This is a genomic window from Rhizobium leguminosarum bv. viciae (assembly GCF_012276115.1).
In the GTDB taxonomy this organism is placed as follows: domain Bacteria; phylum Pseudomonadota; class Alphaproteobacteria; order Rhizobiales; family Rhizobiaceae; genus Rhizobium; species Rhizobium leguminosarum_T.
The window spans coordinates 461,455-476,158 of the sequence record NZ_WIEU01000001.1 but is presented as its reverse complement, the minus strand read 5'-3'; the positions used below and the strand labels follow the sequence as shown (position 1 = coordinate 476,158).

At 58.1% G+C, this 14,704-nt stretch carries 11 protein-coding genes; 9 read left to right on the top strand and 2 right to left on the bottom strand.

Going from position 1 to position 14,704, the window contains the following annotated elements:
- Nucleotides 1-68: 68 nt before the first annotated feature.
- On the top strand, nucleotides 69-1,019 hold the full coding sequence (locus GFM02_RS02205; protein ID WP_168320639.1) for a LysR substrate-binding domain-containing protein: 951 nt from the start codon (nucleotides 69-71) through the stop codon (nucleotides 1,017-1,019).
- A 96-nt stretch (nucleotides 1,020-1,115) separates the two neighbouring features.
- On the opposite strand, the gene GFM02_RS02200 is transcribed toward GFM02_RS02205, so the two are convergent.
- Entirely contained in the window at nucleotides 1,116-4,142 is a 3,027-nt protein-coding gene (locus GFM02_RS02200) for an alpha-mannosidase (RefSeq protein ID WP_168320638.1), read from the bottom strand.
- Nucleotides 4,143-4,416: 274 nt separating this feature from the next.
- Entirely contained in the window at nucleotides 4,417-5,436 is a 1,020-nt protein-coding gene (locus GFM02_RS02195) for a LacI family DNA-binding transcriptional regulator (protein WP_168302613.1), read from the bottom strand.
- A gap of 170 nt (nucleotides 5,437-5,606) precedes the next feature.
- Between GFM02_RS02195 and GFM02_RS02190 the strand changes: the two genes are divergently transcribed.
- The 8 genes from GFM02_RS02190 to GFM02_RS02155 all read left to right on the top strand — a co-directional run bounded on the left by GFM02_RS02190 (nucleotide 5,607) and on the right by GFM02_RS02155 (nucleotide 14,688).
- Nucleotides 5,607-6,866 carry an ABC transporter substrate-binding protein gene (locus GFM02_RS02190; RefSeq protein WP_168320637.1) on the top strand — a complete coding sequence of 420 codons (1,260 nt, stop codon included), beginning with the start codon at nucleotides 5,607-5,609 and terminating at the stop codon, nucleotides 6,864-6,866.
- A 63-nt stretch (nucleotides 6,867-6,929) separates the two neighbouring features.
- Nucleotides 6,930-7,811 (top strand): carbohydrate ABC transporter permease, encoded by an 882-nt coding sequence (locus tag GFM02_RS02185; RefSeq protein ID WP_168271938.1) that lies wholly within the window; start codon nucleotides 6,930-6,932, stop codon nucleotides 7,809-7,811.
- Nucleotides 7,804-8,640: a carbohydrate ABC transporter permease gene (locus GFM02_RS02180; protein WP_168320636.1), complete on the top strand. Its 837-nt coding sequence runs from the start codon at nucleotides 7,804-7,806 to the stop codon at nucleotides 8,638-8,640. Before GFM02_RS02185 ends, GFM02_RS02180 begins: the two co-directional genes overlap by 8 nt.
- Before the next feature lie 13 nt (nucleotides 8,641-8,653).
- Nucleotides 8,654-9,796, top strand: a complete 1,143-nt coding sequence (locus tag GFM02_RS02175) for an ABC transporter ATP-binding protein (RefSeq protein ID WP_168320635.1) — start codon at nucleotides 8,654-8,656, stop codon at nucleotides 9,794-9,796.
- Between the two features lie 61 nt (nucleotides 9,797-9,857).
- Entirely contained in the window at nucleotides 9,858-11,231 is a 1,374-nt protein-coding gene (locus GFM02_RS02170) for a NosD domain-containing protein (protein WP_205930166.1), read from the top strand.
- Between the two features lie 92 nt (nucleotides 11,232-11,323).
- On the top strand, nucleotides 11,324-13,024 hold the full coding sequence (locus GFM02_RS02165) for a glycoside hydrolase family 32 protein (protein WP_168320793.1): 1,701 nt from the start codon (nucleotides 11,324-11,326) through the stop codon (nucleotides 13,022-13,024).
- A 126-nt stretch (nucleotides 13,025-13,150) separates the two neighbouring features.
- Complete coding sequence (locus GFM02_RS34920; protein WP_168302618.1) at nucleotides 13,151-13,339, top strand: hypothetical protein; 189 nt, start codon at nucleotides 13,151-13,153, stop codon at nucleotides 13,337-13,339.
- Nucleotides 13,340-13,548: 209 nt separating this feature from the next.
- A complete protein-coding gene (locus tag GFM02_RS02155) occupies nucleotides 13,549-14,688 on the top strand; it encodes an ROK family transcriptional regulator (protein WP_168320633.1) in 1,140 nt (379 codons plus the stop codon).
- The last annotated feature ends 16 nt before the right edge of the window (nucleotides 14,689-14,704 follow it).

The window sequence follows — 14,704 nt, the reverse complement described above, 5'->3', positions numbered from 1 at the left end:
TGCAATATTGATCAATTGCGGCTTATGGACGTACATAAAGGACAAAATATCTTCAATCGGGTGTTGTTGTGGACAGTCTAGCAAGCGTTGTCGCCTTCGTTCACGCCGTTGAACAGCAGAGCTATGTCGCAGCCGCCCGGGTTGCCGGAGTTTCGCCGTCTGCGATCGGAAAGGCGGTGGCGCGTCTCGAAAGCCGGCTGGGCGTGCGGCTCTTCAACCGGACGACGCGCAGTATCAGCCTGACGGAGGAAGGAGCGGTCCTCTACGAGCGCTACAAACGCATCATCGATGACATGGACGACGCAGAGGCTACAATCTCACGAAGCCGGGAACGACCAAGGGGGCGCCTTCGCGTCAGCGTGCCGCATATCGTCGGGCATCACCTTCTCATGCCGATTCTACCCATTTTTACCGAGCAATTTCCGGAGATCGAACTGGACATCGATTTCGAAGACAAGGTCATCGACCTGGTGGCAGAGGGCCTGGATGTCGTCGTGCGGAGTGGCGAGCTTGCCGATGCACGATTGATTGCCCGCCCTCTTGGCGATCAGCATTTCGTCGTTTGCGGAAGTCCCGATTATCTCAAGCGCCATGGACAACCGGAAACGCCGCATGACCTCTCCCAACATGCTTGCATTCACTTCAAATACCCATCCAGCGGCCGGCTCGCGCCGTGGGCATTCCGCTCACCATACGAGCGGCATGAGCGGCTACCTCTACCGAGAAGCCTTACATTCAACAACACGGACGCAGGGCTGCGGGCAGCACGGGACGGTTTGGGCCTCGCGCATCTGCCTGTTTACGTCGCAGAGCCCCATGTGCGAACCGGAAGTTTGGTCCCCGTCCTGACCTCCTTCATGGTGCCGTACGGCTCGCTCTCGCTCGTCTGGCCGTCCAATCGTCAGCTTTCACCCAAAGTCCGCGCTTTCGTGGATTTCGTAGTTGCGAACTTTGCCGCCCGACCCGACGCTTTTCGACCGCTGGATGCGGCAGGCGTCTCATCGAATTCTAGGGGATAACGGCCGCTTTCAGGAGCGCCCGCCAGTTCTTGAAATCATGGTGCGACATGCTCGCCATAGGCCATTTGATTCCCGGCACGTATGGGCAGTCAGGCGTCAGCCATTCTGCAGCTTCCAGGTCCGGATTTCAAACGGCATGATGTCGGCAGGTCCCTTCCGCTCCATCGGCTCTTCGAGAATGTTCAGCGGCTGCGATGCTGCCCATCCGGAAGGCAGGTTGAGGGAGAGGCTGCCGCGCCGGCCGGCCGGTTCGTAAAGGCGCAAGATGAGCCCCTCGCCTTCTTCCGCCGGCTTCAGGCCTGAGAACGCGACGGGGATTCCGGTGATCGCAAGCGGCGCGAAAGTGCCGGCGGAGAGACCGCTGGCTTCCGCCGAGACGAGCGGTTGGTTGAGATCAATCGCCTCGTCGAGAACGCCGCCTTCATGCCAGGCGCCTTCATGCGGCATCAGCGCATAGGTGAAGCTCTGCTCGCCTTCATCGGCCAGCGGATCCGGATAGATCGGCCCGCGCACGAGGCTCATGCCGATCACATTGCCGCGCGCGCTGTGGCCGTATTTGGCATTGTTGAGCAGCGCGACCCCGAAGTCCGGTTCGCTGATATCGACGAAGCGGTGCGCGACGGCCTCGAACATCGCCTGCTCCCAGGTCGTATTCGTGTGCGTCGCCCGCTCGACGATGCCGAAGGCGCATTCGAAGGTCGCCTTGCGGGCCTGCGCGGCGACCGGGTTCAGGGTGCGCAGAAGCGTGCGGCGATCATGCCAGTCGATCGTCGTTTCGATGTCGAGCCGCCTGGCGTTGGCCGTCAGCACATAGGTCTGCGTGACGCTCGAATTCCGGTAGCGGTAAACGACGCGGATCGCCGCGCGGTGCGGGCCGTCTTCCACGAGGGTGATACTGTCAGGCGCATCGAGGCGGACGGCCTTTTCGGCATAATCCGCGTCGATATCCCAAGCGTCCCAGTTGCGCGGCTTGTCGGCCGGATAGACCCAGAGCTGGTTTGCCGAGCCGTCGACCGCTTCCCTGCCCGTTGCCTTATGGAGGAGGCTTACAACCGCCCCGTCCTTGCCGATGGAGACCGAGAGGTGGTCGTTTTCGAGACGGTCGGGGCCAGCTTTCAGTCCGCCCGCCGGCTTGAGCGAGCCCTTGCCGAAGACCGTGACGGACAAGGGCGCGACGAGATCGGCGGCCGCAATGACGGTGCCGTCGGAGAGTGTCGCGCTGAGCGGTCTGGCCGCAAGAGACGGATTGACGACGACGAGGGCATCGCCAATCCCACCCTTCGGCAGATTGGCCGACAGCGCCTGCAATGCCGCCGTCTGTTCGGTCTTGCCATGTTCGATGACGCCGTCCAGTTCCTGCTCGGCATCCTGATAGACTTCGCGGATGCTCGAGCCCGGCAGAATGTCGTGAAATTCGTTCTTCAGCACCACGCGCCAATCCGCTTCGAGGCTTCGGGGCCTGTCTGCGCCGAGCATATGCGCCAGCGAAGCAATGGTTTCGGCGGTGATCAGCGCCCGTTCGGCCTGGCGGTGCTTGCGCTTGACGCCGCTTTGCGACGTCAGCGTGGCGCGGTGCAGTTCGAGATAGATTTCACCATCCCACACCGGAAGGTTCTTTTCCCCTGCGGTGCGGTGCGCCTGTTCGTAATAGCCTTTGACGGTGCCCCAGCGTGCCTGCGGGATAGCCGGGAAATCGCGCAGTTGCACCTCACGCTCGACCATCTCCGGCGTGACGCCGCCGCCGCCGTCGCCATAGCCGACGGCCAGCAGCGAGGTATCATGCTGCGTTTTGCCGCGGAAATTCTTCCATGTCGGCACGTAGCAATCGGGTTGCACGAAGCCGTTATAACCCTGCATCGGATTGTCGAACGTATGGGTCAGCACCTGGCTGCCGTCGAGGCCCTTCCACCAGAAGAGATCGGAGGGGATATGGTTGGTCTCGCTCCAATTGACCTTGATCGTGAAGAAGCTGTCGATGCCGCCCTGTCTCAGGATTTGTGGCAGCGCGCCTGAAAAGCCGAAGCAATCGGGCAGCCAGCAGACCGTATGGCGTGTGCCGAAGGTCTTTTCGAAATAACGCTGGCCATAGAGAACCTGACGGGCGAGGCTTTCGCCGGTCGGCATGTTGGTGTCGGGCTCCACCCACATGCCGCCGACGGTTTCCCACTTTCCGTCCGCGACCTTCTGCTTGATGCGCTCGAGAAGATCCGGGTCTTCCTCTTCCATCTGCGCGTAATAATGAGCGGTCGATTGATTGAAGCGGAAATCCTCGGAGCGCTCCATCAGCGACAGGGCCGTATTGAAGGTGCGCCGCATTTTCCGCCGCGTCTCGCGATACGGCCAAAGCCAGGCGAGATCGATATGTGCATGGCCTGTCAGCAGCAATTCTCCATTCGGCGGGAAGCGCTTCTGCAGCTCCTTCAGCCTCGCCGTCAGAGCCTCGAAGGCTGTGGCTGCCGATGCGCTCTGCTCATCCGTGAGACCTGCCGGATCAATCTCAAGCTCCGGCAGTTCCCAAATCTTCTGCTGCATGACGGCGCTCGATGTGCGGGAGATATAGGCCGCCGTATCCGACGGCCAGTCGAGGCTGCGCAATGAATGTTCGGCGGCATCCATCAGGTGCGGCACGACTTCATGCTCGCCGAGCGCATCGATTGCCTCGGCAACCTGCTTCAACAGAAGATGCAGGCGGTGAGCGGGACCGTCGAGCCAGATAAACCGGGCCTTATTGAGCCTCGGAGCGCGATTAGGCTCGCCGAACGGAAAGCGGGCGACGGTTTCTGTCGCGATCGAGAAGCGGTGGCCCTTCACCGGGAATTCCTGATGATAGGGATCGAGACCGAATGTTTCCGTCTCGCCATCGGGATAGCTCAACGTAATCAGGCTCTCGCCGCCGAGATCGAGCTGCAGGCGAATATCGTCGAGAGGCCACGCCTCCGGCGCTTCAGCGGTCGCGGCAAAATGCACCACCCCCTGGCGGTGCGGCCAATCCTGGTGATGGCCGATCGGCTCGCCCTCGAAAGTCCAGCCGTCGATCGCAGCACTTTGTCGATCGCGCCAATGCGCCAACTCGGCAATGCGAACTTTGAGACGATCGAGGCGCTGGGCAATGGTCAGAGGCATGGCTTATCCTGTTGAAAATCGACGGCTGACAATTTGTCGTCATGCTTTTGGGGTCGTGGTCATGGTTTTGGGGGAGATGTAGATGGCGCGACCGACATCGCGATTGCCCGGCCCCTCCTCCAAGCGGGCTTGCAGAGTCTTAGATTAAGTAACTTTGATTTGGCGTCAAGCCCGGAAGAAGTGAACCGCTCCGGGTTTACCGGATGTCACCGTCACGCCATGGCCTTGCGAAAGCTTGCTTGCTCGACCAGACGCTCTCGTGCATGAGGTTAGATTACAAGGAGGATACCGAAAGTCGCTCCACCAAATTGCAGGACATAACTCGACTGCTCGGGCAAACTTCGCTTTCCGCCACGACGCTATTCAACAATTCCGCCCCTTGCAGACCGAGATCGTAATATGGCAAAGCGGCGGTGGTCAGCTCCGGCCTCAGCGCCAGGGAAACCGTCCGGAAATCGTCAAAGCCGACAATACTGACATCCTCGGGAATCCGGAGACCCAATGCCATGGCCGCGATGTAGATTTGGATCGCCATTTCGTCGTTGCCGCTCATGATTGCGGTCGGTCGATCTCTTTGTTGAAGCATCTCGGTGGCGGCGGCAAAAACGTAGTTCTTCTCTGCTCCAACCGGTCCTTCCATGCCTAGACGGATACTTAGGTCGCTCTCCGCAAGGCCAAAGTCTCCGGTGGTTTTGCGGAAAGCATCGAGGCGCAGTTCCGCTCCCAACAAAATGGGATTGAGCCGGATGTAGCCGATCTTTCGATGACCCCGCTCAAGCAGATAGCGGGTAAGATCTCGCGCACCCTGATAGTCATCGGGTTCGATCGACGGCAACAATTCGCTCGTTTTTGGTCGGCAGTTGATCATGACTGTGGGGATAGCGACGTCGCCGATTTCGGGGTCAACGATGCGATGGTACATCGTTACATAGAGAACACCGTCAATGCGGTGCGATTGGAACATTTTCCAAATTTTAATTTCCTGTTCGGAGGCACCGCCGGTGTTTGCCATCAGAATGGTCTTGCCGTTGGCATTAGCCCAATCCTGGATCCCGCGAACGATATCCACTGAATAAGGCGTCGTCGACACGTAGTCAGCGATGATACCAAACGTGTTGGAGCGACTTGAGCGTATTTGGCGCGCGGCCATATTCGGCACATATCCGAGGTCTCGAATTGCCCTTTCGACCCTCTCCCTCGTTTCCTCGGTCACATATGGTTCGCCGTTAATGACGCGAGACACAGTTTTGTTCGAAACCCCCGCCACTTTCGCGACGCTGACTATGCTGACCATGTACGCCAATCTCCTTGCCGGGATTCGTTTTAAACCAGACGCATGACAACGTCGACATATTTTTCTGACAACGTCGTCATTTCGAGTTGACAACGTCGTCATACGAGGACTACCTTCGCAGCAAGAAGGAGGGCTCAGTGCAAGTGCAGCGAGCCAAATGGGAGGAATCAATGAAGAAATTGCTTGGTGCCAGCGCACTTGCGCTTGTTTTCATGGCTGCCACTGCCAATGCCGAAACCATCAATATCTTGGTCGAAGGCGGTGGCGAAATGTTGCAGAAGGCGGTCGCCGAGAAGTTTACTGCCGAAAGCGGCATCAAGGTGAACTTCACGACCGTTCCCTATCAGGGTGTCTTTGACAAGTTCTCGGCCGAAATCGCCTCAGGCTCTTCCGCGTTCGATGTCGTGACGATCGACGTCGTGTGGAATGCGAAATTCGCGAGCCACGTCGAGGATCTTTCGGCTCTTTTCACCGATGCGGTTCGTGCAGATCTGCCGCCTTCCTTGCTTGCCGATGCGAAGGTCGGTGACAAGTTGATGGGTATGCCTGCCTGGGCCAATGCCGAAATCGTGTTCTATCGCAAGGATCTGTTCGATAAGGCGGAGGAAAAAGAGGCTTTTCAGGCCAAGTATGGCTATCCTCTGGCGCCGCCAAAAACCTGGCAGCAGTGGCGTGACATTGCGAAATTCTTCACGCGTGACACCGACGGCGATGGAAAGACCGACTTCTGGGGCACCGACACCATCGGCACGTTTTCAGAGGAATGGATGGCGCATGTGCTGCAAGCGGGTTCGCCAGGGGTGATCCTCGACAAGGACGGGCAGGTCATTATCGACAATGAGGCGCACAAGAAGGCACTTGAGTTCTACATCGCGCCGCACTGCATTGATCATTCCGTTCCTGAAAATGTGAACGAAATCGGCTGGGGCGAGGCGCAGAACCTGTTCTACCAGGGCAAAACAGCCATGATGAAGTTCTGGGCGCACGCCTACAAGATGACGCCTCCGGATTCAAAGGTCAGCGGCAAGGTCGGCGTGGTGCCGATGCTGGCCGGTGACGCCGGGATCGCCGCTGTTCCCGGCCCTTGGTACAACGTCGTTCCCTCGACATCCGAGCACAAGGACGCAGCGAAAAAATTCATCGCGTTTGCTATCGCCAATAATGCCCTGGGTATCGAAGCTCCCCTCGGCCTTGCAGCGACGAATTCCGCCTATCGGAGCTATTCAGGCAAGGCCGGCTATGAGCACTTCCCCCCACTTCTTGAGACGCTGAGCGCGCCTGCCACCCAGGGCCGGCCGATCAATGAAAAATATCAGGAAATCGTCGATGAAGCCGTGCTGCCCGCGATCCAGCAGGCACTCACCTGCAAGGCAGATATCGGGGAGGTCCTGACGGAAGCCAAGGAAACGATCGAGGACATTCTCAACTAACCTCGTACATTCCTTCACATCGTGGGGCAAAATATGCCCCACCCTTAGCTTTCGGAGACGGACATGTCGGGTGAAGACCGATTTGTACTTTGCATGCTCGCGCCTGCAGTCGCCATCCTTGGCGTGCTGGTCGCCTACCCGGTGGGGCTCCTGGTATTCGATTCCTTTTTCAAGGTCGATACGATCACGCCCCATATTCGCGAATGGGTTGGGCTGCAGAACTATGTCGACGCGTTGACGTCGAAACGTGTCGCGGAAAGCGCTCTGCGGACCCTTCAGTATTCGCTCTTCGCGCTGTTCTTCGAGTTCACGTTCGGCTTCTGTGCGGCGCTGCTTTTTTCGGCGCTTGCCGATCATTCGCGGTGGCATCGCACGATCTTCGCTCTGCCGTTGATGGTTCCCCCCATCGTCGCGGGTCTACTTTGGCGTTTTTTGCTCGTCGGCAATATCGGCATTCTGAACTACGGGCTTGTCCGTTTGGGTCTGATTAGCGATCCAGAAGCCATCGCATGGTTGTCCAGCGAAGATATCGTCATCTATTCTGTTTCCTTTGCCGACATCTGGCTGACGACTTCCTTTGTCGCCCTTGTGTCCTATGCCGGGCTGACGAACATCCCGAAAGACCTGCTGGAGGCAGCGCGGATCGACGGGGCGAATGCGCTCAAGCGCTTTTGGCATGTCACCCTTCCCCTCATGCGGCCGGTGATCGCCGTCGTGGTGATCGTGCGGGGCGTGGATGCTGCAAAGACATTCGACCTGATCTGGATACAAACGCAGGGTGGTCCCAGTCACGCTTCTGAAGTGTTCTCGATGAACATCTACCAGCGCATGGTTCGGTTCGGCGATCTTGGCGAGGCTTCCGCGTCCGGAACATTGTTTCTCATCGTCATGATGCTCTTGGCGGCAGTCGCCTATTGGAAGATATGGAGGCCGGTCCATGCGTAGAGCTCCCAGCCTCAATCTCAGCGGAATCTTGATCAACGCGGCAGCCCTCGTGTTGGTGCTATCCTACGCGTTGCCTTACATCTATCTCCTCATGACCTCCATCAAGCCCGCGGCTGATGTCCAGCAGATCCCGCCAAGCTTCTTTCCGGCCGTTGTCTCGTTCGAGAATTTCAGCGAGGTGCTGCGATCCTCCACTTTGCCGAGAGCCTTCGTCAATTCCCTCACCGTCGCGGTGCTGACGACTGCTCTCTCGCTTTCGGTGGCCGTGCCTGCCGCTTACGTCGCCACGCAGTACCGGCGCCGGATCACCACCATTTTCCTGCTCTTCGCCCTGGTGACGCGTATGGTGCCGGCGGTGGCGCTCGGCGTTCCGCTGTTCCAGCTTTTGAAGTCGCTGGGTCTGCTCGATACCATTCCAGGCCTGGTGCTCGCTCACACATCGGCCGCGGTACCACTGGCACTGTTGCTCATGTCGGCGTTCTTCGAGGGCATACCGAAGGAGCTGGAAGAAGCGGCGCGCATGGATGGCTGCACACGATTCCAGGCGTTTCGAAAGATCGTGCTTCCGGTCATGACAGGGGGGATAGCAGTCACCGCGCTCTTTACCTTCATCACAAGCTGGAACGAGTTCCTCTACGCGCTGCTGCTGACGTCCGAGGCGACCAAAACGGCGCCGATCGTCATCGCCGAATACAATTCGGTCTATGGGCTCGCCTGGGGGGCGATGACCGCCGCCGCCGTCCTCTACTCGCTGCCGGTCATCATCGTAACGCTCGCACTGCAAAAACAGATCGTCGGCGGCCTGACTTTCGGCGCTGTAAAGGGATGAGGGAGGCAAAGGCATGGCCGGCATAGAACTGCGCAATATCAACAAGGTCTACGGAAACAGCTTTCACGCTCTGCACGATCTGAGCTTCGACATCAGGGATGGCGAGTTCATGGTGTTTGTCGGTCCGTCAGGATGCGGAAAGTCGACGGCGCTCAGGATGATCGCTGGCCTGGAGAGCATTACGAGCGGTCAACTCAGGATCGGTGACAGGCTCGTCAACGATGTCGATCCCAAGGATCGCGACATCGCCATGGTCTTTCAGTCCTATGCGCTCTACCCGCACAAGACAGTGCGGGAGAACATTGCCTTCCCCTTGCTGATGGCTGGCCTGCAGAAGACCGAGATTGCCAGCCGCGTAGACGAAGCCGCCCGCATCCTCGAACTGACGACTTTGCTCGACCGCAGGCCGGCACTTCTTTCAGGAGGCCAGCGTCAGCGTGTCGCCATGGGACGGGCGATCGTCCGCAAACCAGCAGCCTTCCTGATGGATGAACCGTTGTCGAACCTCGATGCCAAGCTGCGCGTGCAGATGCGCGCCGAGATCGCCAGTCTCCAGAGAAAACTGAATGTCACGACGATTTACGTGACCCACGACCAGGTCGAGGCGATGACGATGGGTGACCGCGTCGCTGTCATGAAAGGCGGCGTGCTGCAGCAAGTCGACACACCGCAAAACCTGTACAATCGTCCTGACAATGTCTTTGTCGCCACCTTTATCGGATCGCCCTCGATGAATTTGTACGAGGCCGTTCTGAATGGGAGGACGCTGACCCTGGGCAGCAACAGCTTGGAAATCCCCGACCAGGTTTTCGAAGACCGCCCCTCGCTCAAAGGTGCGTCCAACCGTCAGGTCATTGTCGGTATCCGGCCCGAGCATATGAACGACGCCGCAATCCGGCCCTCTTCGGCCGAGATCTCGGCCCCGGTTACCCTTGTCGAGGCGCTAGGTTCTGAATCCATGGTGCATCTGAATATCGACGCCACCCGGGTGGATGCCGGCGACCCGGACGCCGTCGTCGACATCGGCAACGAAAAGGCTGCTGTAGCCCGCTTTTCTCCGAAGAGCACAGTCCGCGCCGGTGACATTGCGCGCATCGCTGTCGACGCCGACGAACTTCACTTCTTTGAACCGGATACCCGCACCAGCATCTGGTGATTGTATAGCCAGGAGAAAAACAAGAATGACGAGCCCATCCATCGCCACCAGTCGCCTGCAACTGATTAGCGAAAACTCGTACGATGTAACAAAGTATCCGGTAGGGAACCCCTACGAGGATATCGGAGCGGTCATTAACAGCATCATTGCGGATGTTAAAAGCAGGCAATCGGTTTCCGATCTAAACGATGGCGGAAAACCTGGAGCAGTGATCTACATTCCGCCAGGCGATTATCGTCTTGTCACCCAGGTCGTTATTGACCTGAGCTACCTGAAGATTGTGGGCTCGGGACATGGCTTTACGTCTTCGAGCATCCGTTTCAATACACCCGCAAACGAGCTGGCGCAGTGGCGCGAAGTGTGGCCGGGCGGAAGTCGCATACGTGTGGACATGTCTCCGGACGCCGCCAGCGGTGAGGCTGCCGGAGCCGCGTTCTACGTCAAGCGCAGCGGCAATCCTCGCATAAGCTCCGTGGAGTTTGCCGATTTTTGCATCGACGGCCTGCACTTCATGGACGACGGTTCGGGGCAGAATGATGCGGAAAATACCTACAGGAATGGCAAAACGGGAATCTATGTGGGCAGCGCCAATGACTCATTCCGAATAACGGGGATGGGCCTTATCTACCTGGAACATGGAGTGACTGTTCATGACGCGGATGCGCTGGCAATAGACAATAATTTCATTGCAGAGTGCGGCAACTGTATCGAATTGAAAGGTATGGGGCAGGCCTCGAGGATAGCGAATAATTTTGTCGGAGCCGGATATAGGGGACATTCCGTCTACGCTGAAAATTACGGCGGCATCCTGGTCTCTTCAAACAACGTCTTCCCGCGCGGCGCGAGCAGCGTCCATTTTTCCGGCGTGGTGCGTTCCTCGATCACAGGAAACAGATTCCATTCCTTCTATCCCGGAATGCTGGTTTTTGCTGCGAATTGTTGCGAAAACCTGGTGTCCTCAAATCACTTCTTGCGAGATCGCGAGCCGTGGACGCCCATGCAGAAGTACGATAACGGCCTGGATGACCTGTTCGGACTTTTGCACATTGATGGCAGCAACAATTCGGTCATCGCCAACCACATTTCAGAAACGATCGATACTCAATATATCAAGCCTCTCGCAGCAAAGCCTGTGATCATCAATGTCGTTTCCGGCAGCGGCAACTACATCGCCAATAATCACATCGTGGCCACAACCGAAATGTCGCAGATAAACGACGCACCAAACAGCGCCTGTTTTTCCACGCAAGTGGGCGCGTTGCTTTCAACGGGCAATTTGAAGGCGCTCGAGGTAACGGCGGTACTGGTGCAACAGGGTTCGGTGCGGAATACAATTCTGGATTCAGGCAGTGTCGAACAGGTCGAGATGGACAGAACAGTGAATGCTTTCAGGGGCACTCCAGTTCCCGGGCAATCGTCGGCAGAGTTTCACTAGACCGAGCATAGCCAGGCCGTCGGTCGAAAATCCAGTGATTATTCGGAGTTGTGTTCATGGCGAACCAAATGGACCGGAAAAGTGACCCGTTGATGCAGCAAGACCTGTTCCTACCCTCTGGGTACCGCTTGGATTTTTGGGCCGCGGGCGACGGCTTTTTTCGTATCGACATTGACGGGAAAACGGTTTGGCAGGTTCGGTCATTTGCCATCAATCCGGAGTTTTTCAAATATCACCACAGGGAAGCTTGCGCGGTCACCATTGTCACCAATGCGCCGGAAGCTGTTCTGTGGGCCTACGGATATCAGCCTCAAACCGTGAACGAGACCGGCATAACTGTGTTTGAGTTCTCAGAAAAAGGGATACTTCAGCGCACCGGCCCGGAAATTGAAGATTGGCTTCTGTCCGATCCCGATCGTCCTGTGCTTCATTTCTCGCCAATTCGGCATTGGATGAACGACCCCGTCGGTCTCTGCAAGATCGACGAGCTATGGCACCTTTTTTATCAATTCCATCCCGGCGGCAGTGATTGGGGACCGATGCACTGGGGACATGCGACCAGCCGCGATCTGGTCAATTGGCTTCACATGCCGGTATTTCTGCATCCAGAACAGAACCTGTGGCGTCTCGGCGCCACAGGAGGCGCATTCTCCGGCAATGCCTTTCGGGATCGAGACGGAAGTTTGATGTTCTTTTACACCGAGCGCCTGCCTGCCTATGACCTTTTCAAGGGCTATCGGGAAATTCAGAAAATAGCGCGCCCTGATCGGCTGATGATCAAGGCGGAAGGCATTGTGACGGTGCTGGAGCAGCGTCCCGACGGTGTCGAGCACGATTTCCGCGATCCAAAAGTTTGGTGGGACGACGCAGCCAACGCCTATCGCATGATACTCGGCGCATCGATCCAAGGCGATCCCGCGGTGTTGTTGTTCGGCTCCGGCGATGGCCTCGATTGGCAATATCTCAGGCCGCTCTACCGTGCGCCGGTTAACTTCCGCCAAGAAGGCGCGCGTGCGGTGGAATGCCCGGACTTCTTTCGGCTGGAGGAAAAGTGGGTTCTGGTGATGGGTTTTGTTGGCCATGTCGAGCCACGAACACGGCGCCACAATCTCCTTTACGCCCTGATCGGCGAGTTTATCGACGACTGCTTCGTATCCGACATGCCGGAACTGCAATTGCTGGATTTCGGCACCGATTATTACGCGATGCAGAGTTTCGAAGCGGGAGGGCGCCAGATCGCCTTTGCCTGGCTTTTCAATTGGGAATATCGCAAGCCCGAGGGCTCAGCCTATTCCGGGGAGATGTCCCTCCCACGTGTTCTAAGTTTGAGTGAAGACAGCAAGAGGCTGCGTATGCTGCCGACGATCGAAGTCGACGATCACTTTGCCGCTGCCCCTGTCGTCGAGGAACAAAGCGGCAAATTCTCGCTACCGATGGCTCCCATTGAAATCCGCCTTTCCGGAACCCTGGAAGGCAGCAAGGTCGTTGCGACACAGGGCGGCGAACTTGCCTTCGAGGTGGGCGTCGCCGGCGGTATTCTCTCGATCCGGCTCGCCCAGGACGACGGCTCGATCCATTACGTGGCGGAGCTTGGCGACGGAAAGGACCTTCGTCTGTTTCATGATTGCGGAATCGTCGAGATTTTCGCCGATGGCGGAACTGTTTGTGGAACCCGTCGCGGCTATGCGAATATCAACCCCGATTACCTGGAAATCTCATCGTCCGCTTCAACGCGGGTGCTGGAAAGGGATGCGAAACGCTGCTGTGCTGTCGCGACACGAGCTATTGAATGAAACGCTTGGGCCTTCACCGAATAACGAGATCTTGATCGACGACAATAGTTATCGAAACCCCTGTCGGCCCTATTTGACCGAGAATTGCACTGATATCGCAGATTTCAGGTAGCTGGGGAGGGTGGGATGTTTCAAGTCCGCAAATTATTGACAGCCACGATAGCCGTCATCGTGATTGCCGTATCGTCGTCATCCTGCACGACGACCTCGAATGACTCGATGCAAACTGGCTCGGTTGGATATAGCAGCGTCGACTATGGGCTCAGACCTGCCTGCCGCGACGGCTTCGGCAACGATCGTCCTTGCAGCTACTAACGACCGATAGAGTGAAGCTCCGATTGCCGTGTCGTTTCGAGGGTCTGTTGACGCATTTTGCGGCATTCGCCCGCCGCGCGTCGTCAGCGCCGTGATGGCCTGATCCCGATTGATAGGACGTTCAGCCCAAAAAGCGGCTGCTAAGCCCGGCTTTCCCATAGCCCGTGGATGAAGTACACAACCGAGATGGTGCTCTAGGGAAGACAGTCATGCGGTATCTTCGGTCAGGGCCGCGTCGGCTTCACACTCAGGAGATGGGCGCCCAGCGCGCCAAAACGGTCGGTCTGCGGTCCGGCGAAATCGCCGACAGGAACATTCGCGTCATTCTGGAAGCCATCCGCCGCCATGGCCCGCTGACGCGGATGGAACTCGGCCGGCATTGCGGCCTGACCGGCCCCGGCATTACCAATATTCTCCGCCGGTTGGCTGACGAAAAGCTTGTCACCTCCAACCGCCGCAATGGCGTTGGCGGAGGGGCCACCGCTACCGAGTTTGCCTTGCGCCCGGAAGGTGCCTTCTCGATCGGCGTCAAGCTTCGCCAAAGGCGTGGCGAGGCAGTGCTCATTGATCTGAGTGGCCAGGTTCATGACCGGGCCTATATCGAGCTGGATCCCGCAGACAAAGTCGGCGTGGTGCATGCGGCGGTCAGGGATATGGTCGATCGCCACGCCGCATTGCCGATCATCGGCCTCGGCATCGCCGCCAACGACTGGACAGAGGCTCAAAGCGAGCAGATCGCCGCGATGTCGACGATTGCGCGTCCCTATGTCGAGAACGAGTGCACGGCGAGCCTTCTCGCCGAACGCACGATCGGCAGCTCCGGCAGGGAAGGCGGACTTGCGATGATCATCATCGACGACGACGTTCAGGCCGGCTTTCTCATTCGTGGTATTCCCTATTCCGGCGTGCATGGCCGGGCAGGCAGCATCGGCGAAATGCTGACCGGTCCCGACAATGCACAATTGAACACCGTCGTCGGTTTCGAATCCCTGCGTTCACGGATCGGCGACCAGGCATTCACTCGCCTGCTGCAAGGAGAGGAATTCTCCTCGCCGTTACTGTCGCAATGGATACGGGAAGCCGCAGGCCATCTGCTCGACCCGATCATCGCCATGGCCGGTTTTCTCGCCCCGAGCGTCGTCATGATCGGCAGCGACCTGCCGCAGGGCGTGATCGAAGCGCTGATCCATCAGCTTTCCATCGAGCGGCGCGACACCTCGACGAGACCATTGCTGACGCCCTGGATTTCGCCGATGAAACCCGCGAGCTTCAGCGGCGGCGGCGTTGCGCTCGGTGCAGCCCTCCTGCCCTTCCTCAACACGTTGCTGCTGCCGCCGGCTTCGGCCTGATGGCCCAACCAGCCGC